Raw genomic sequence first — 17,860 nt, forward strand, 5'->3', positions numbered from 1 at the left:
CATTTTATCATTATTTTTTCATTCACGCAAGTTATCTGAAATAATTAATAATATCTTGCCATGTATCTTGAACACGTTCAATAATACCTGACTCATCAACAGCACTTCTAATATTTTTTGCCGCTTCTTGAACAGATTCTTGAAGACTATCAATAATACTTTGAGATTGCTCTTCAGTAGCTGTATTGGTGATAGCAGAAATTCCATTTTCTGCATAGGTACTACTTTCACTAAAGGCTGTTCCTTCGGTATAAGGCAAGATATAGCTAGCTTGCATACTAAAAATAGTCGATGCTGTTCCTGCACTTGAATCACTCAAATAGTGATTTTCATCAGGTTTATCAAAACCAATCCACTGACTTATAACAACATCTGGCGTATAGCCAATAACCCATTGATCTGTTGCTAAATCAGGATTAAAGTCTGCTTCTGTTGTTCCTGTTTTTCCAGCTAAAGTATAGCCATAAACATTAGCATTGATACCTGTACCATTTGAAAAAGTTCCAAGCATCATACTGGTCATTTTTTTGGCATCTGATTGATTTAATACCTTTGTTGAAGTTGGTTTAAACTCTTTTATAACGGTGCCACTAGCTGTTTCAATTCTCGTTATTAGATGAGCTTTTGGCATGACACCATTATTTGCAAAAACAGCATAAGCTTGAGCCATTTCTAATGGATTGCTGGATACTCCTGAACCAAGAGCCACCCCCAACTCCTTATTAGTTTTTGATAAATTTAGTCCAAATTTTTTACCATAAGAAAAGGCTTTATTGATACCCAATTCTTTGAGTGTATAAACAGCAGGAATATTATAAGAATTTGCTAAGGCTTGATACATTGGTATAGGATCTGATTCAAAGCCACCATAGTTATGCGGGGTATACCCATCAAAATCTTGAACTATATTTGGTAATTCTCTTTCAGGTTCCCAGCCTGAAGCAATTGCTGGGGAATAAACCATTAAAGGTTTAATGGTTGATGCTGGGCTTCTTTTAGCTTGTGTAGCATAATTAAAACTCCTAAAAATCATTTCTTCTGAGCTGTTAACACGTCCTACAAGACCTCGCACCCCTCCATCTTTTGGATCAAGAGCAACACTCGCGCCTTGAGCACTTGTGCCATCGACATAAGAAGTGGGGAATAAAGTATCGTTATTAAAGGTTTCTTGCATCCCAATTTGATAATTTTGGTCTAAAGTAGTATAGATTTTATAACCATTATTGACAATATCTTTTTCACTTAAACCATATTCAGAAATGGCTTCATTAATAACAGCATCAAAGTATGATGGGTATCTATAATCATCAACTTTTCCTTCATAAGTATCGTTTAGACGGCTTTCCATATTTATAGCCATGTATTCATCTGCAACAATTTGTTCAAGTTTACCAGCAGAAACCATGGATTGAAGAACTGTATTTCGTCGATTGGTTGCATTTTCAATAGAATAATAGGGATTGTATATTTCAGGCCCTTTTAACATCCCTGCTAGGGTAGCTGCCTCATCAAGAGTAAGCTGACTGGCAGAGACGCCAAAATATTTCTGACTAGCATCTTCAACACCCCAAACACCATTCCCAAAGTAAGAATTATTGAGATACATGGTTAAAATATCGTCTTTACTATATTTTTTTGTCAATTCGAGTGCTAGAAAAAATTCACGCGCTTTTCGCTTAATTGTTTGATCTTGTGTAAGATAAGCATTTTTTGCTAATTGCTGAGTAATGGTCGAACCACCTCCTGAACGACCCAATGTTAAAACAGCAAGGAAAGTTCTTTGGAAGTTAATTCCATTATTTTCATAAAAACTTCTATCCTCAGTCGCAATGACAGCCTTCTCTAAATCATCACTAATAGCATCAAGTTCTACATAATTCCCTTTTTGCCCTGATAGGGTTCCTGCATACTCGCCTTTACGATCATAAATAACAGTTGTTGCTCTTAAAGCACTTTGAAGGTCTGATACATTAGCAGTTTTTGCAAGATAAAACAAATAGCCACAAGTCAGTAAAATCAGAGTTGAAAAAGCAATAATCATTATTTTTGTCAAATTATAGCGATGCCAAAACTTTCTAATTGGATTATTTGGCGACAATTGAAAGCGATGAAAAAATCCTTTTTTCTTCGTTTTTTCATGTGAAACGGAACTACTACGTTGATAAGAGTTTCTCCTTTCATAAAACTCGTTTTTTGGTGGTATCTCATCTTCTTCAATTATTTTTTCTTCTGCCATTTCTTGCTCAGATAATGTTTGCTCATTATCTAGGAAAAATTTTTTCTTTAATAAATCTAAAATAGTCATACCCACATTATAGCAATTTCTAAGAAAATCGTCATAATAAAATTGTCTTTATGTTTCTTTGGTAAGAATCATTTTTCAACGAGTCATGCTTAAGAAAAAATTAAGAAGATGGTATAATAAGACCATGACTTTAAAAATATCATTTACTAACCACTATGGACAAGTGACCGTCAAAGAACTATTGGAAGAAAAATGCTTAATTCCTAGAAAAATTCGTCACTTTTTACGTCTGAAAAAAAATATCCTCATAAACGGTAAGCCAGTTCATTGGCAAGAATTAGTTGAAAAGGGAGATCAAATTGTCTTATTGTTTGATGAAGAGGATTATCCTGAAAAAATAATTCCATTTGGACAAAAAGAGCTTATTGATTGCCTGTATGAAGACGAACACCTCATTATTGTTAACAAACCCGAAGGAATGAAAACTCATGGCAATGAACCAGCTGAAATAGCTCTGCTTAATCATGTCTCTGCCTATGTTGGGCATGCTTGTTATGTTGTTCATCGTCTCGACATGGAAACAAGCGGACTTGTCCTGTTCGCTAAAAACCCTTTTATTCTACCCATTTTAAATCGTTTATTAGAGCAAAAAAAGATTAAGCGTGACTATCTAGCCCTAGTTTTCAATCAATTTCCACAAACAACTATGTCTTTTACAGATAAAATAGGACGCCACAGACATGATAGGCGAAAACGAGTAGTAGATGAGCAAAATGGACTAATAGCTCTAACAATTGTTAAAGCTCTTCAGTATTTCCCAAAGACAACACTTGTTAGATGTCAGTTGGAAACGGGAAGAACACATCAAATTAGAGTCCATCTTGCTTATCACCACTATCCAATCGTTGGTGATCCTTTATATAGCCCTAAAAAATCAAATAACCGTTTAATGCTTCATGCTTACCAACTACGTTTTAGACATCCTTTAACATTAGAAGAAATTTGTATTAAAGGAGATTCAAAAACTTTTCAAAAAGGACTTGCCTAGGCGAGCCCTTTTTGAGTTTTATCTAATAACTTAGTTAATCTTAGTCATCTTAGGGCTGATATAGCCTTGCGAGTAATCAATGGCTTGGTCTTTTGAACCTGACCAAATAACCAGATTAATTTCATTTTCCTTGATGATAATACCATAATCATAGACGATATTAACACCGCCTAAACCAGATAAAATTGTGAAAGTAGTAACATCTGATTCAGAAGTATACATAAAGCGATAGGTGTTTTCACCAGTTTCGATAAGTTCTTCTACTCTAGCAGTACCCACTTCATCTTTTTTATTCTTATCATTAAAGACGGTTTTCTTAGAAACCGTTCCATCTTCTGCAAAGGTTAGTGTTGCTGTATAATCTTTATCCTTGATTTGCCATGTTCCTATGAGATGTTTAGGGAAAATACCAGGTCTTTTGACTTGATTGTTCTCACTGATTACAGCTAATGGAACATGCCCACTCTTAGCAAAAATCATACCGTCTTTAGCCACCTTGATGATAGCTTCACCAGTTAATCTTTGATAGAGATGTCCAGTTGTTCCATTTTGTGGATCTGTTGATTCATCATAATAGTAATCATAAGTGGTTGAATAGTTTAATGCGTAACTATCAACTCCTACTTGAGTGACATGGTTAATTACAATTTCTGGAATTGATAAACTAGAGGCTCTCCTAGAGTCGCTTTGTGTTTTAGCTTTGATACTTTCTTTTAACAATTTATAATAGTCGTTATTAGCACCATTTTCAAAAATAGTTTTAATATCAGAAGCATCTTGAGCACTGCTGTAATAGATTAGCAATTTATTGAAGGAGTCCACCAAAACCTGACCTGCTTTTTCAACATCAAGAGCTTTGTCACTATTTAATTCAACAACAACATTATCTTCAATACTATTCATAGCAACTTTATTAGATATCAAATCCCCATCAGGAAATTGCTTTTTGACGTAAACATCTACAGAATCAGATGTTGGATATTCAGAAACATCAAATTCCCCATTTTTCAAATTGCCAATTCGTCTTTCATCAAAATAGAGTTCTCCCGTTGTGATATTGCTTTTAACCTTAAAGGTTTTAAAGAGTACACTTAAATCAATAACAGTTTCTTTACCATCATAGCTTTTACTAATGTCAACTTTTTTCCCTTTATAAAAACCACTGATAGAAGCTGTATAATCTGCTGTTGGTAATTTATCAAGAGTCACACTATAATTATCACTGTTACTTTGAACAACTTTTTTATCATTTAATAAAATATCCATCTTATTAACGTTAGTTTTAATTGTTAGTGACATTGGTTTGACAGCTATCTTATAGTCTGGAAAAATACCAAATTTACTGCCAACACTTTTGACGTAGAAATTGGCTGTTTCGTCTGCTTCTTGTAGCTCTTTTTTTAAAGCTTCTTTTTCTTTTTTATTTTCTAACTTTGTGAACGTTGTATATTTAGCATCATTCATTGAGATAATAGTATTGTCATCTGCCCAGACAATATAAGGTTTAATATTTTCAAACACATCACCATCTTTAGTTCTAGCTGAAACGTATCGATCAATACTTGCTTCTTTGGAATAATAGGAAAAGCCAATTATCCCTAATATTAAGATAGAAACAGCTGTGATGATTAAACTAATTTTAACCTTTTTCATTTTGAGAAACATTTTAATAGTTTCCATTTTCATCTCCTTTGTTTAGTATAACATTGATAATGTTATCATATTTACTCTCATTATAACAAATTTAGGCTATAAGAAGAAAGCCAAATAGTGGTATTAGCAGGAAAAACCTTCTTTTTTACCAAAAAATTAAACTTTGATAACTAATATTCAATGTCCTTCATTAATTTATTCGAAAAACAAACTTTTTCTTTCTCTTTTCTCTAAAAAGTATTTTTAAAACAAATAAAAACCCTTGATAAACAAGGGTTTCTATTTTACATCATGCCACCCATCATTGAAGGATCCATTGTTGGGGTAGGGCTTGTTGGTTCTGGTTGATTAGCAACAACAGCTTCTGTTGTTAAAATAAGACTTGCTACACTAGCAGCATTTTGAAGAGCTGAGCGAGTTACTTTCACAGGGTCAATAATTCCGGCTTCAATCATGTTAACCCATTCTCCGTTGGCAGCATTAAAACCAATGCCAACAGGACTATTTTTTAGCTTATCAATCACAACTGAACCCTCGTAACCAGCATTATATGCAATTTGACGAACTGGTTCTTCAAGGGCACGAAGAACGATATTACGTCCAGTGTTTGCATCATCAGTCAGTTCAATAGCAGCAACTTTTTCGATAATGTTAACAAGAGCAGTACCTCCACCAGCAACAATACCTTCTTCAACAGCAGCTCGTGTTGCATTTAAAGCATCTTCAATGCGTAATTTCATCTCTTTTAACTCAGTTTCTGTAGCAGCACCAACTTTAACAACTGCTACACCACCAGCTAGTTTAGCTAGGCGTTCTTGTAATTTTTCACGGTCAAAATCAGATGTAGTCGTTTCTAATTGAGATTTAATCATATTAACTCGGTTGCTAATTGCATTTGAATCACCTGCACCCTCAACAATGACTGTATTATCCTTATCAATTGATACTTTGCTTGCTTGACCAAGAGCATCCATTGTCGCGTCTTTTAATTCTAGACCAAGATCTTCAGTGATGACAGTACCACCTGTTAAAATAGCAATATCTTCAAGCATAGCTTTTCTTCTATCACCAAAGCCTGGTGCTTTAACAGCTACCACGTTAAATGTTCCACGAATCTTGTTTAAAACAAGAGTTGGAAGAGCTTCCCCATCAACATCATCAGCAATAATAAGAAGAGGACGACTAGTTTTTAGAATTTCTTCTAAAAGAGGTAAAATATCTTGAATGTTAGAAATTTTCTTATCAGTGATTAAAATAAATGGGTTATCAAGGTCTGCAACCATTTTTTCGTTATCAGTAACCATATATTGGGATAAATAACCACGATCAAATTGCATTCCTTCGACCACTTCAAGTTCTGTTGCCATTCCTTTTGATTCCTCAATAGTGATAACACCATCTTTACCAACACGCTCCATCGCTTCACTGATGTATTCACCGACTTTTTCACTACGAGACGATACAGCAGCTACTTGAGCGATGGATTCTTTGTTTTTAACCTCTTGAGAAATAGCTTGCAGTTCTTCTACTGCAACAGCAACGGCTGATTCAATCCCACGACGAATACCAATTGGATTGGCACCTGCTGTCACGTTTTTTAATCCTTCACGGACAATAGCTTGAGTTAAAACTGTGGCTGTTGTCGTTCCATCTCCTGCAATATCATTAGTCTTAGAAGCAACTTCTGAAACAAGTTTTGCACCCATATTTTCAAAATGATCTTCTAATTCAATTTCTTTTGCGATAGTGACCCCATCATTAGTAATAAGCGGGGATCCAAAAGATTTTTCAAGAACCACATTACGTCCCTTAGGACCAAGTGTTACTTTAACAGTATCTGCTAAAATATCAACGCCACGTACCATACTAGCACGTGCGTCAGCTGAAAATTTAATATCTTTTGCCATGAGTTTCTCCTTATTCTACAATTGCTAAAATATCTGATTCACGAACAATAACTAAATCTTGGTCATTATACTTGACTTCTGTTCCAGAAAAACTATCCATTAAAATAGTTTGACCAACTTGAACACTTGGTGCAACAAGTTCACCATTAAGTGTTCTGACACCATCACCAACAGCCATAATTTCTGCTGTCTTTGTTTTTTCTTGACTAGCACCGGCAATAACAAAGCCACCAACTTTTTTTTCTTTTTCTTCACTTACTTTTACGACCAGACGATCGCCTAATGGTTTTAACATATAGTACCTCCGAAAATATTTTATTAGCACTCTTATACGTTGAGTGCTAATGCTACCTCTTATTGTATCACTTGGTCAAAAATAGTCAAGAAAAAAGCAATCTCTATGATTACTTTTTCGAATTTTTTAAAAAGGAAGTTCTTCCTCATCCAAGACAAGGTCAGCAATGTCAGTGGAGATATTGTTTTCACGCATAGCACGCTGAGTTTTACTTTCTAACAATTGAAAGGACGAGCATAGAAGTTCACTAACATAGTGGGTCACCTTATCTTTGTCATACTTTCTTGTACGCCACTCACCGTCGACAGCAATAAGGCTACCTTTTGTCCCATAGCTGACTAAAACTTCTGCTAGTTTCCCCCAGACAACAACGGAGATAAAATCAGTTTCTCTTTCACCATCTTTTCCTTTGAAACGTCTACCAACAGCTAAAGTTGCTCTTGTGACACTCTTATCATTGGGTGTCGTGACAAGTTCGGGTGTGGCAGTCAATCTGCCAATCATTAAGACTTTATTAAACATTTATCTTCCTCCTTATCTCTTTATTCGAAATAAAATTAGAAAAATACAATATAAATTTTAACTCACATCTATCCTATCATTCTTTAAAAAAGAAAAAAGAAGACTTTTCATCTTCTCTTTTTATCTTCTTATATTCTTTTACTGCCAGTGTTTTTTAATATCAAAGGCTTCACCAATGATGGCACTATCATCTAATTCGATAATGCCTCTTTTTTGTGGCGCATTAGGTAGGGCTAATTCTCGTGGTGAGCACATCATCCCAAAGCTATCTTCACCCCTTAGTTTTCCTGAGAAGATAAGACTGCCATTTGGCATCATTGCACCATCTAGGGCAACAATCGTTTTAAGACCAGTGCGAGCATTTGGTGCCCCTGCAACAATTTGAATCTCTTTATCTGCAGCAACTTTCACTTGGCAGATATTGAGGTGGTCACTATCAGGATGAGCTTCCATAGCTACAATTTCACCAACAACAAAACTTGGTTCTTGAGGATTTTCTAAAGATTCAGAAAAACCAGCTTTTGCTATTTCTTGATTAAATGCAGCTAATTCAACATCAGAAAGCGTGATTTGACCATTGCCTTCAATCGCTATCACTTCTGAAGCATCAAAAATATTCCATGCTACTGTTTTCTTGGTATCTTGTAAAAAGACGCGTGCCACACGCCCTTTTCTCTCAACAGCAACAGACTTACCATTATCATTTCCTACAATAACCATCAAGACATCGCCGACATGGTTTTTATTATAAGTGAAAATCATATGTCCTCCTTAGCCTAGACTTGCTAAAAATTGATTGATTTCTTCTTTTGTTTTACGATTTTTATTAACAAGTCGTCCTAATTCTTTACCATTTTGAATAGCAACGAAACTTGGAATACCAAAAATATCCCATTTTTGTGCCAATGGCATATATTTATCACGATCTACTTCTACAAACACAAATGAATCATTTTCTGCTTCAATTTCAGGCATAGTTGGATGGATAAAACGGCAGTCTCCACACCAGTTAGCAGTGAAAAATAATACTACTTTATCAGGTCCTTCTACTAATGTTGCGATATCTTCTAATGATTTTGGAATAATCATTGTTCACTCTCCTTATAATTAATATCCCCTTCTAGATAATGAAAGAAAAAGGTGATGTCATCATCAAAAACAACTCCCCCTTGTGCTTCTTTTTTAGCAGGGTTAAATGAACTGATATAAACCACCTTAATGACACCAAAAGAAGCAAAAAAAGAACGAACTTCACCCAAAATCTCAGATTCCGTTTTTTGATTCTTAACTTGTTTTTTATGGCCTAAAAAAGCGGCAATACCTAAAAATGCTGGTGTCCCCAATAATAAGCCTGTGGATAACCAAAATTTCTTTTTATTCATATCTTATATTCTAACATAATTCTTTTAATTTTTATGCTTAAAATGTTTTTAATTTTTGCTATAATAGAAACTATAGAAATGAGGTAAATATGACAAGTTTATTTAATAAAATTAAGGAAGTCACTGAATTAGATGGGATTGCTGGCTATGAACACAATATCCGTCACTTTTTACGTCAAAAAATAACACCACTCGTTGATAATGTAGAAACAGATGGTCTGGGTGGTATTTTTGGTATCAAAAATAGTCAAATAACTGATGCTCCACGCATAATGGTGGCTGCTCACATGGATGAAGTTGGTTTTATGGTGAGTGAGATTAAATCAGATGGTACCCTACGTGTCGTTCCAATCGGTGGTTGGAATCCGCTTGTGATTAGCTCACAACGCTTCACCCTCTACACAAGAAATGGACAAGCCATTCCTTTAATTTCCGGATCAGTTCCTCCACATCTCTTAAGAGAATCAGGTGGTGCATCTAGTCTGCCTAAAGTGTCAGATATTATTTTTGATGCTGGTTTTACTGATAAAAAAGAAGCTGAAGCGTTTGATATTACCCCTGGTGATATTATTGTCCCGGCTTCTGAAACTATTCTTACTGCTAACCAAAAAAATATTATCAGTAAGGCTTGGGATAATCGTTACGGTGTTTTAATGGTAACTGAACTTATAGAAAGCCTAAAAAATACCAAATTGTCAAATAGCCTCATTGCTGGTGCCAATGTTCAAGAAGAAGTTGGGCTTCGTGGTGCCCATGTTGCAACAACCAAATTTGACCCCGAATTGTTCTTTGCTGTTGATTGCTCTCCAGCAGGTGATGTTTACGGTGACCAAGGTAAAGTCGGTGAGGGTACTCTGATTCGATTCTATGATCCAGGCCACATCATGCTCAAAGACATGCGTGACTTCCTCCTTGATACTGCTGAGTCTGCTGGTGTTAAATATCAGTATTACACAGGAAAAGGTGGCACAGATGCAGGAGCAGCTCACCTAAAAAATGGTGGAATTCCGTCTACAACCATTGGTGTTTGTGCTCGCTATATCCATTCTCACCAAACACTTTATGCTATGGATGACTTCCTAGAAGCACAAGCCTACTTGCAAGCCATCATCAAACGTCTTGATCGATCAACAGTTAATACGATTAAAGGCTACTAAGAAAACATAAAAACATTTGAGGTTTTCTCAAATGTTTTTTTCGTTTAGCAAAAAGCCTAACCCATATTCAAAAAAATCAATAAAAAGGCAATCAGATTATTGAAAAAATGTAGTAAGATACTGTATTCAATTCTCTTGGTCTTATAAACCACAAAAGTTAGAACACTACTCATTAACCCATAGATAATAAAACTACCAAAGTCTGTCGGCATATGAAATAAAGTGAACAAAAGACCACCAACGACTAAACCAAGAGTTGGTTTATCTTTAAAAAGATAATAGGGTAAAAACTTTCTAAACAAAAGCTCTTCCATGATAGGTGCTGCAAGGACAATCATGACAAACATGACAGGCATCGGTACACGACTAATTAAATCGAGGATAAGTTGCTGATTGTTGGTTGTAACCTGTCCTTCAGAAGATATTAAAAGACTACCTAATATACTACCAAGTAATATCATTGGATAACCAATAGCAACAACAAGGATAGTTATGATGGGGGATAGTTTTTCTTTAAGTGAGATAAATTGCTTTTTAACAGCAAAATAAAGAAAGGCAAAAATAGTCGCTAACTGTATCAAAATAGTCATAATAATCTGAAAAAGATCAAACTCACTATTTGCTAATTCATTGACACCAACAAAAAAGCCAATCGGTATCTGTCCTAAAAGAAGAACACCTACCCAAAGTAATAAAACAAGTACGCCAAAGGCAATTGATTTTAATTTATTCATTTTCTAATAGTAACTCCTTAAAGTAATTTTCTAATAATAATTTGATGAGTAAAATATTATATACCTAAATGATGATAATAGTTATCTGTAATAACTAGATAGAAGTAGCGAGATAAAAATGGTTGTAAAAACTAAAACGCTGGGGAAGAGGGTTGCAATGATTTGGGTGATTTGAGCTACCAAATTTTGAAGATAGGACTGACGTTCGTCAGCAAACTTGATAAAAAAAGCATTAAAATTTTCTTATTGCCAAGCAAATACCTTTGATAAAGGCTGATAGTGATAATCCCTAAAAAATAACTCATTAAAGAGATTGTTAATCCTCGTCTTCCTCAAATAAAAAAATATCCTCAATCGATTGGTTAAAAAATTTGGCAATCTTAAAAGCCAATTCTAAAGATGCCGTATACTTCCCCCTCTCAAGAGAGATAATCGTTTGGCGCGTGACACCTAAAGATTCTGCTAGTTCTGCTTGACTGAGTTTTCGCACCTTTCTCAGCTCCTGAATTCTCGTTTTCATCGCTTGTCTTTCTATCACCTGAAATGTATAGTTTACTTTACATTAATAGTATAATCGCCAAATACTATTTTGTCAAGATATAAAGACTGAAAAAACTGTTAGATAACTCTAACAGTTTTGATTATCGCTTAAACTCTTTCAAAAAGTTGTCAAACTCTGTCTGTGCTTTCGGTGTTGTGCCTTTGAGCTGCCTTAGCATAGTCAGTAAATCTTGGCTTTGCTTTTCAATATTGGCATAACTAGCTTTCTTTTGATGCCTCCCTTTTTGAAAGAATGTTATCAATAAATCTAGTGTCCATGATTTCAAATAATTCGTTATTATACTCTGATGATTTTTTTCAAGACAACCTATTACAGAAAAAACAAGAGAGGATAAATTTTCAACATAAATTCTTAAAAAATTATTCAACTCTACCATCTGCTTATTTAACGAAGAATTGTCAGAAATAGCAAAAAATTTTGACAAATAAATACTCAATTGACTAGTATTTGCATAATGAAAACCATTAATTTTAAAAACTCCTAAATCCGGTTATCCAAAACTTTTTACATATGATTTCTGAAAAAAATTATAATCTGTTTTTAAAATTCGTAATCTTTCATATCCCTCTTTTTTTAATTTTTTATTGGCTTTATTCGGCATTTTATCAGAATATAATTTAATACTTACTCTAGTATATTTAACAAATTTATCAAAAGGAACGCTTCCTATATTAGTAAATTCAATTTTTTTTAATTTCAACTTCTCTATTAGTCCATCTACTATAGAAGAAAGAAAGGGAATCAATCCAGTATATAACTCATAATGATTAAAATCTTGTGAGTTTATTATTTGATATATGATTTGCTGGACTTCAAAAGTCTCTTCAAACAGTATTCTTAAAGAAACTGCTTCTAACATACCCATAACGATTCTCTCCTACCTCCCCACTTTCAATAGCTCATTAACCAAGTAGATCCAGATAATCCCAACTTATTCCAAATAGTTAGTGCTGACTACAGACCAATCACCTGCACCCCAATGCACTTCCATCTCTAAAAAACCATCAGCATTGACACGATATTTGGTCCATCTAGGATTTGTATGAATACCATCAGGAGAGTTAACACGATGATACATATCGGTGATTGTGATGTACACTAAACCATCAGACAGCATCTCACTTTCTGCATGAACATCATTATAGCTGACATCTCTATCATTGTATTGAGAAAGATAAATGTTAATCGCCCAAGTGTTCACTTCATCAGTGGTCAGATTTTTCTGCTTAATGGTATTTCCAATGTTAACATCATCGGTTGATGTCCTGTCTTCATAGTATGGAATGTCTCCGTAATACTTAACACCTTTTATATTACCACCATTTTTATAAATTTTTTCAGCGCTCAAACCATCTTTAACAACCCATATCTGTGGATAGATATTGCCATTGTCTAAGTATACACCTATGTCTATACGCTTTGTTTTGTTAGCTCTATCAGTTTTTTTCAAATACGCTCCACCTAAACCTGGCTTTGCAAACAAGTGGAAATTATTTGCATTGTCTTCTATGACAAATCGGTATGCATGGTCTGTCACTTTAGCAACACCAGTCAGCTGGAATTCTTTTGCCTCTCTGACACCATCAACGTAGGAATACTCTGTCACCTTACCATCTTCATCATACTCTAAATACATAGGTGTAGAGTTATTAAGTTCTACAAACCATGTTCCCTGTATCTCTTTGGGAATTCCTTTTTCTATGTCAACATCAGTACTATCTTCTGCGTTATCATCTTTATTGTCAGCTAAATCACTTAACACTTTAGCAGACTTCATTGCATCAGATTTCACCATGTCATTTTCTCTGCTTGCTTTCATCCAGAGATACCCTAGTATTAGAGCAACTACAATTAAGCCTGTTGCACTAAAAATGATATATTTGTTTTTTAAATGTTTCATACACAGTCACTTCCTTTATATGTTTTCAAATTATTTAATAGATATACTATATTTAAACTCAGATGTATCAAAATTTGCATCACTAACATCTTTTTCATTTATTTTTTATCTCTGTATTCACTAACAAAAGTAATGGTACCATTTGTTCACTTATAATTAGAAAAAAGGTAATGGATGGAGATTTAGATAGTTTTTGCCATGACATCTTCCCGTATCTTTATACTTTTTTATATTATACCATATTTAGAGCCTTTTCACTGATGATATTTCAAGAATAATTGACTTGTTATTTGAAAAAAACTTGTTTTGCAATTTGGCTTTGATAGCACTATAGTATTAGACAATTCTTGCTTTAATCAGTATGATTATCCATAAAATGGTTTTTTTAAGCGCGTTTTATACGGGTATTTATGCTTTTTATCAGCAACAAAAAAGCCGTTAGTTGCCTAACGACTTCCTTAATTTTCTTACTTATTTTGGTTTTTCAAGCGTTCCACGTCACGTGTTATCATCAATTCTTCATCAGTTGGAACTGACAAAACAGCCACACGAGACTTCTCGCTTGAGATGATACCATGGTTCCCAAAGACATTTTTTTCTGGGTCAAGTTCTAAACCAAACCATGAGAGACCATCAATGATGTCTTGACGCATTTCTGTACCATTTTCACCCATACCAGCAGTAAAGACAATGGCATCTGCACCATTTAAAACAGCTAGGTATTGTCCGATGAATTTCTTAATGCGATCAACAAACATCTCGTATGCAAGAGTTGCTTTTTCATCGCCATTTTCTTTAGCATTTTCAATGTCACGCATGTCATTTGAAAGAGCAGAAACACCAGCAAGACCTGACTCTTTGTTAAGCATATTAATAACTGCAGCAGCGTCTTTTAATTCTGATACTTCATTAACCAAGTAAGGAATGATAGCTGGATCGATATCTCCAGAACGAGTTCCCATCATTGGTCCAGCTAGAGGTGTGAATCCCATTGAAGTATCAACACTCTTACCATATAAGTTAGCGGTGATTGAAACACCATTTCCGATATGAGCGGTAATGATTTTCAGCTCGTCAACGGGTTTCCCTAAAAGTCTTGCTGCCTCTCTTGAAACATAGAAATGACTTGTTCCGTGTGCTCCGTATTTACGAACTTTAAAGTCAGTGTAGTATTTTTCAGCAATTGGGTAGCGGTAAGCCACTTCCGGCATACTTGAATGATAAGCGGTATCAAAGACAGCTACACTCGTAATGTTTGGCAATAATTTCTTAAATGCTCTCATCCCATCAGCAGCTGCACCATTATGAAGAGGTGCCAATTTGGCAAGTTCAGCCACTTTTTCAATAGCTGCATCATCTAAAATAACAGAATCACTAAAGTCTTCTCCACCAGCCACAACACGATGACCAACGCCTGTAATTTCTTCAAATTCTTGGATGATACCATATTTTTTAAGATCAGAAAGTAGTAATTTAACTGCTTCTGTATGGTCTAGGATTTCAAGAATCTCTTCTTCTTTTTTATCTCCATATTTTACAGTAGAGATAGCATCTGATTTACCAATTCTCTCGATAGCCCCTTTTGCTAATACCTCTTCATCTGGCATTCTATAAAGTTGCCATTTAAGACTTGAACTTCCAGCGTTAATTGCAATCGTTTTTGACATAATTCACCTCAATAAAGCCTTTCTTTCTATTGTTCCATTATAGCAAAATTTAACTTAATTGTAATGGTCTTTAACCCATTTTTTAAAATTTCCCATAAAATCAACAAGACTTTCTTTATTTTGCAAATCCGATATCGGATAAACAAATGTTTTGATACTTTTATGAGATTTTTTTCTCATTAGAAAAAGTGACTTAGCATTTTCTTTACTTCCAAAAATATTTTCTGGTAAGGTGATGACCCCTAATAAATCCACCGCATCTATCAACCAATGCTTTAGAGAATCCCTCTGCTTACTCGTTAAAAGATTTACAGGTGCTAAAAAAATAGCAACGCCATCTTCTTTAAGGTATTTAACAGCTTGTTCCATCATCAAATGATGGGCATAGGTATGACCTTCTTTGGCTACCACCTGATACCTTGAAGCAATAGCATCATTAGGGTAATAGCCTACTGGTAAATCACTGATAATCACATCACTTTCTTTTAAAATATGAGGACGAACGGCATCTGCTTGGAAAAAACTCACTGATGAGTCGATAATTTCAGAAATACTGGCTGCTAAATCGATTAATAAATCATCTAATTCAATTCCCAAGTAAGTGAGTTCTTTCTTACTATTAGTGATGATAGTCTGAGCAAGATTACCTGTCCCACTTCCCATTTCTATCACTGTTAGTGGCTTATCAGCTGTCAGTGTTTCCATTAAAAACAAAATCAAAAAACCAATAGCATCTGGTGTAAATTGGTGGTTGGTCTGTAATTTTTCATATTGATTGATTTTGATAAAGAGGTATTCAAAAGTTTTGCGCCATTCTTCCTTACTTAGAGATAAATGGTGAAGCTTGCTATTATTTTCTTTGATAGTTGGTGTTTCTTCTTTGCCTTCTAAGTAATACCCATTTTGCTCAATTAAAGCATCATAAAGACTTGTCTTCAATTGATTTGAAAGGAGCTGTGTGTTCTCCCAAATGAGATGAAAGGCTTGTTCAATAGTCTCGAAATTCATATTTTCCTCCTTGTCTAATCATATCAAAAATAAAGACAAAAGAAAAGAAAGCCTTTTCTGGCTTACTTCGTTTTTTGGCGACTCTCTAAAGAGGAGGTCAAAAAAGTGTAGGAAAAAGTCTGATGATTTGTCAGTTGCACTTGGATGGCGATATTCTCTTTTGTTTTTTTGTAGCTTGTTTGTCCTTCTTTAAAGATGAGTTGACCCATATCTTTACTAGCTATTCTAGCAGTCATATGTGCCATTAAATAAGACTGACTTTGACTGATTTGAGCTTGGTGCTGTCTTTGACTGGCAATAACTCGTCCTAAGTAAAATTGTAAAAGAGTGGCAAAAATTGTTGAAATAAGAAGAGCATAGATGAGAATACCTGCCTTAACTTTTTTCTTTAAAAGCATAGACAAAACTCCTTTCTTTCCCATCGTTAAAAGTTAGTTTTAAGCTGACAATTTGTTGTTTTTTTTCAAATATTACTTCTTTGACTTGATAAATCATGGGCTGATAACCTCGACCACTAGCACTTGTTTTTCTAAAATCATCTTTTTTGTACTTCCCAAAGGCTAATGCTTTCTGATTTTTAGTGAGGTATAATTTTTGATTTTCTATCCTGTCAAAATGACTACCCTCCCACTCTTTTCGTAATTGTTGACAAAATAGTAACCACTCTTCATCATCATGTATCAAAAGGTGAGTGATGTGACTATTCAGGCTTTTTGTGAGTCCTTGATAAATAGTCAAACTTCCTGCAATAACTAAAAGAGATACAAGGCATTCTAATAAAGTGAAGGCTTTAACATTATTTTTCAGCAACTGACATCACTTCCTCTCCCTCATGAAAGACTCTTATACTACTAGATGTTTCTTTGACGGTAACGGTTATTCCATCAACTGTTATCTCACTTTGGTTGATCTGAATTAGCATACTAGCAACATTTAAAATTTGTTCTTGCTTAATGTTGTCTTTGATTCTTTGACTATCTTTACTGAGTTCTCCTAAAATAAGAGTTGTCACCATAACCAATAAGGATAGAGCTATCAAACTTTCAAGGAGAATGTAGGCTTTCAATGTCTTTTTTATATTTTCCACTCCCTATATATAATTGATATTTAATCATCTGATGGTCTGTTTCAAAGATAATTTTCTTTAAAGATGAATTCCCTCCAGTCTGACTAAAAGTTATTGTCAGACTTTCTTTTAAATGAACACTTTCAGGTATCTTTAATATTTCACGATCTGTTGAAACTGTCTGTTTATTAAAGATAATACTCCTCTTTTTTTGTGAAGCTAGGCTAAGCTTTTGGGTGTCTTGATAAAGATATTCAAGATTCAAAAAGAACAATCGTTCTTCCATTTGTGTGAGAATCGTTGATACTGAAGCTGATAAACCAAGCACTAAGAAACTGGTTGTAGCTAGTGCCAGTAAACTTTCAATCAATGTAAAAGCTTTAATTTGGTACTTTTTGGGTTTCTTCTGTATGATTAGCATAGTACTCCTTATAGCTTGCTTCTTGTTTTTGAGTGATGCTACCATCAGCCAATAATTTAGAAATACTAGCTGTATCATTTGACCCAAGTTCATAAAGATCAGCTTGACTCTCAACAATTTTAACAATGGCAGCATTACCAGTGGCTTCAATTTTCTCTTTTTGCTTGTTCAAGTTAGGAACAAAAAGAAGCAGCAAAACCGAAATAATAAACAAGACCATCAGCATTTCAATTAATGTAAAAGCTTTAACAGTTTTCTTTTTTAAAAAAGTAAGTAGTGTTTTTTTCATAGAA

The 17,860-nt window shown here is 34.5% G+C and carries 22 protein-coding genes; 2 read left to right on the top strand and 20 right to left on the bottom strand.

The annotated features are described in order from the left end of the window. Positions 1–31: 31 nt before the first annotated feature. Positions 32–2,305, bottom strand: coding sequence for a penicillin-binding protein PBP2A (pbp2a, locus tag A3I1_RS0106855; RefSeq protein WP_018370544.1), 2,274 nt, complete (start codon positions 2,303–2,305; stop codon positions 32–34). A gap of 124 nt (positions 2,306–2,429) precedes the next feature. Between pbp2a and A3I1_RS0106860 the strand changes: the two genes are divergently transcribed. Beyond that, entirely contained in the window at positions 2,430–3,293 is an 864-nt protein-coding gene (locus tag A3I1_RS0106860) for an RluA family pseudouridine synthase (protein WP_018370545.1), read from the top strand. A 30-nt stretch (positions 3,294–3,323) separates the two neighbouring features. On the opposite strand, the gene A3I1_RS0106865 is transcribed toward A3I1_RS0106860, so the two are convergent. The 7 genes from A3I1_RS0106865 to A3I1_RS0106895 form a co-directional block, all read right to left on the bottom strand. Continuing rightward, positions 3,324–4,973 carry a TcaA 3rd/4th domain-containing protein gene (locus A3I1_RS0106865; RefSeq protein WP_018370546.1) on the bottom strand — a complete coding sequence of 550 codons (1,650 nt, stop codon included), beginning with the start codon at positions 4,971–4,973 and terminating at the stop codon, positions 3,324–3,326. A gap of 257 nt (positions 4,974–5,230) precedes the next feature. After that, positions 5,231–6,853, bottom strand: a complete 1,623-nt coding sequence (groL, locus tag A3I1_RS0106870; RefSeq protein ID WP_018370547.1) for a chaperonin GroEL — start codon at positions 6,851–6,853, stop codon at positions 5,231–5,233. A 10-nt stretch (positions 6,854–6,863) separates the two neighbouring features. Next, positions 6,864–7,148 carry a co-chaperone GroES gene (gene groES / locus A3I1_RS0106875; RefSeq protein ID WP_018370548.1) on the bottom strand — a complete coding sequence of 95 codons (285 nt, stop codon included), beginning with the start codon at positions 7,146–7,148 and terminating at the stop codon, positions 6,864–6,866. Positions 7,149–7,274: 126 nt separating this feature from the next. Then, a complete protein-coding gene (locus A3I1_RS0106880; protein ID WP_018370549.1) occupies positions 7,275–7,670 on the bottom strand; it encodes a single-stranded DNA-binding protein in 396 nt (131 codons plus the stop codon). Positions 7,671–7,808: 138 nt separating this feature from the next. Beyond that, entirely contained in the window at positions 7,809–8,432 is a 624-nt protein-coding gene (ytpR, locus tag A3I1_RS0106885; protein WP_018370550.1) for a YtpR family tRNA-binding protein, read from the bottom strand. A gap of 9 nt (positions 8,433–8,441) precedes the next feature. Then, the gene (locus tag A3I1_RS0106890; protein WP_018370551.1) at positions 8,442–8,759 is read right to left on the bottom strand and encodes a thioredoxin family protein; all 318 of its coding nucleotides are present in this window, start codon (positions 8,757–8,759) and stop codon (positions 8,442–8,444) included. Beyond that, positions 8,756–9,052, bottom strand: a complete 297-nt coding sequence (locus tag A3I1_RS0106895; RefSeq protein WP_018370552.1) for a DUF4651 domain-containing protein — start codon at positions 9,050–9,052, stop codon at positions 8,756–8,758. Before A3I1_RS0106895 ends, A3I1_RS0106890 begins: the two co-directional genes overlap by 4 nt. A gap of 89 nt (positions 9,053–9,141) precedes the next feature. Here A3I1_RS0106895 and pepA point away from each other — a divergent pair, with 89 nt between their 5' ends. Next, on the top strand, positions 9,142–10,209 hold the full coding sequence (gene pepA, locus A3I1_RS0106900; RefSeq protein WP_018370553.1) for a glutamyl aminopeptidase: 1,068 nt from the start codon (positions 9,142–9,144) through the stop codon (positions 10,207–10,209). Between the two features lie 56 nt (positions 10,210–10,265). Here pepA and A3I1_RS0106905 read toward each other — a convergent pair whose 3' ends face one another. The 12 genes from A3I1_RS0106905 to comGC all read right to left on the bottom strand — a co-directional run bounded on the left by A3I1_RS0106905 (position 10,266) and on the right by comGC (position 17,856). After that, on the bottom strand, positions 10,266–10,943 hold the full coding sequence (locus A3I1_RS0106905) for a CPBP family intramembrane glutamic endopeptidase (RefSeq protein ID WP_018370554.1): 678 nt from the start codon (positions 10,941–10,943) through the stop codon (positions 10,266–10,268). A 316-nt stretch (positions 10,944–11,259) separates the two neighbouring features. Further along, positions 11,260–11,463 carry a helix-turn-helix transcriptional regulator gene (locus tag A3I1_RS0106910; protein ID WP_026216803.1) on the bottom strand — a complete coding sequence of 68 codons (204 nt, stop codon included), beginning with the start codon at positions 11,461–11,463 and terminating at the stop codon, positions 11,260–11,262. A gap of 121 nt (positions 11,464–11,584) precedes the next feature. Beyond that, positions 11,585–11,929, bottom strand: a complete 345-nt coding sequence (locus tag A3I1_RS08270; protein WP_018370556.1) for a hypothetical protein — start codon at positions 11,927–11,929, stop codon at positions 11,585–11,587. A 66-nt stretch (positions 11,930–11,995) separates the two neighbouring features. Then, complete coding sequence (locus A3I1_RS08275; RefSeq protein WP_018370557.1) at positions 11,996–12,370, bottom strand: hypothetical protein; 375 nt, start codon at positions 12,368–12,370, stop codon at positions 11,996–11,998. 66 nt (positions 12,371–12,436) lie between these two features. After that, the gene (locus A3I1_RS0106925; protein ID WP_018370558.1) at positions 12,437–13,405 is read right to left on the bottom strand and encodes a hypothetical protein; all 969 of its coding nucleotides are present in this window, start codon (positions 13,403–13,405) and stop codon (positions 12,437–12,439) included. A gap of 467 nt (positions 13,406–13,872) precedes the next feature. Then, the gene (locus A3I1_RS0106930) at positions 13,873–15,072 is read right to left on the bottom strand and encodes an acetate kinase (RefSeq protein WP_018370559.1); all 1,200 of its coding nucleotides are present in this window, start codon (positions 15,070–15,072) and stop codon (positions 13,873–13,875) included. A gap of 54 nt (positions 15,073–15,126) precedes the next feature. Next, positions 15,127–16,080, bottom strand: coding sequence for a class I SAM-dependent methyltransferase (locus A3I1_RS0106935; RefSeq protein ID WP_018370560.1), 954 nt, complete (start codon positions 16,078–16,080; stop codon positions 15,127–15,129). Positions 16,081–16,142: 62 nt separating this feature from the next. Further along, complete coding sequence (gene comGG, locus A3I1_RS0106940; RefSeq protein ID WP_018370561.1) at positions 16,143–16,478, bottom strand: competence type IV pilus minor pilin ComGG; 336 nt, start codon at positions 16,476–16,478, stop codon at positions 16,143–16,145. After that, positions 16,456–16,890 carry a competence type IV pilus minor pilin ComGF gene (gene comGF, locus A3I1_RS0106945; protein WP_018370562.1) on the bottom strand — a complete coding sequence of 145 codons (435 nt, stop codon included), beginning with the start codon at positions 16,888–16,890 and terminating at the stop codon, positions 16,456–16,458. The genes comGG and comGF overlap by 23 nt, the downstream gene beginning before the upstream one ends. Continuing rightward, entirely contained in the window at positions 16,877–17,095 is a 219-nt protein-coding gene (gene comGE / locus A3I1_RS0106950) for a competence system putative prepilin ComGE (protein ID WP_149031815.1), read from the bottom strand. The genes comGF and comGE overlap by 14 nt, the downstream gene beginning before the upstream one ends. A gap of 28 nt (positions 17,096–17,123) precedes the next feature. Beyond that, entirely contained in the window at positions 17,124–17,567 is a 444-nt protein-coding gene (comGD, locus tag A3I1_RS0106955; RefSeq protein WP_018370564.1) for a competence type IV pilus minor pilin ComGD, read from the bottom strand. Then, positions 17,527–17,856: a competence type IV pilus major pilin ComGC gene (gene comGC, locus A3I1_RS0106960; protein ID WP_018370565.1), complete on the bottom strand. Its 330-nt coding sequence runs from the start codon at positions 17,854–17,856 to the stop codon at positions 17,527–17,529. The genes comGD and comGC overlap by 41 nt, the downstream gene beginning before the upstream one ends. Positions 17,857–17,860: the final 4 nt, after the last annotated feature.

Origin of the sequence: Streptococcus marimammalium DSM 18627 (assembly GCF_000380045.1) — a bacterium.
In the GTDB taxonomy this organism is placed as follows: Bacteria; Bacillota; Bacilli; order Lactobacillales; family Streptococcaceae; genus Streptococcus; species Streptococcus marimammalium.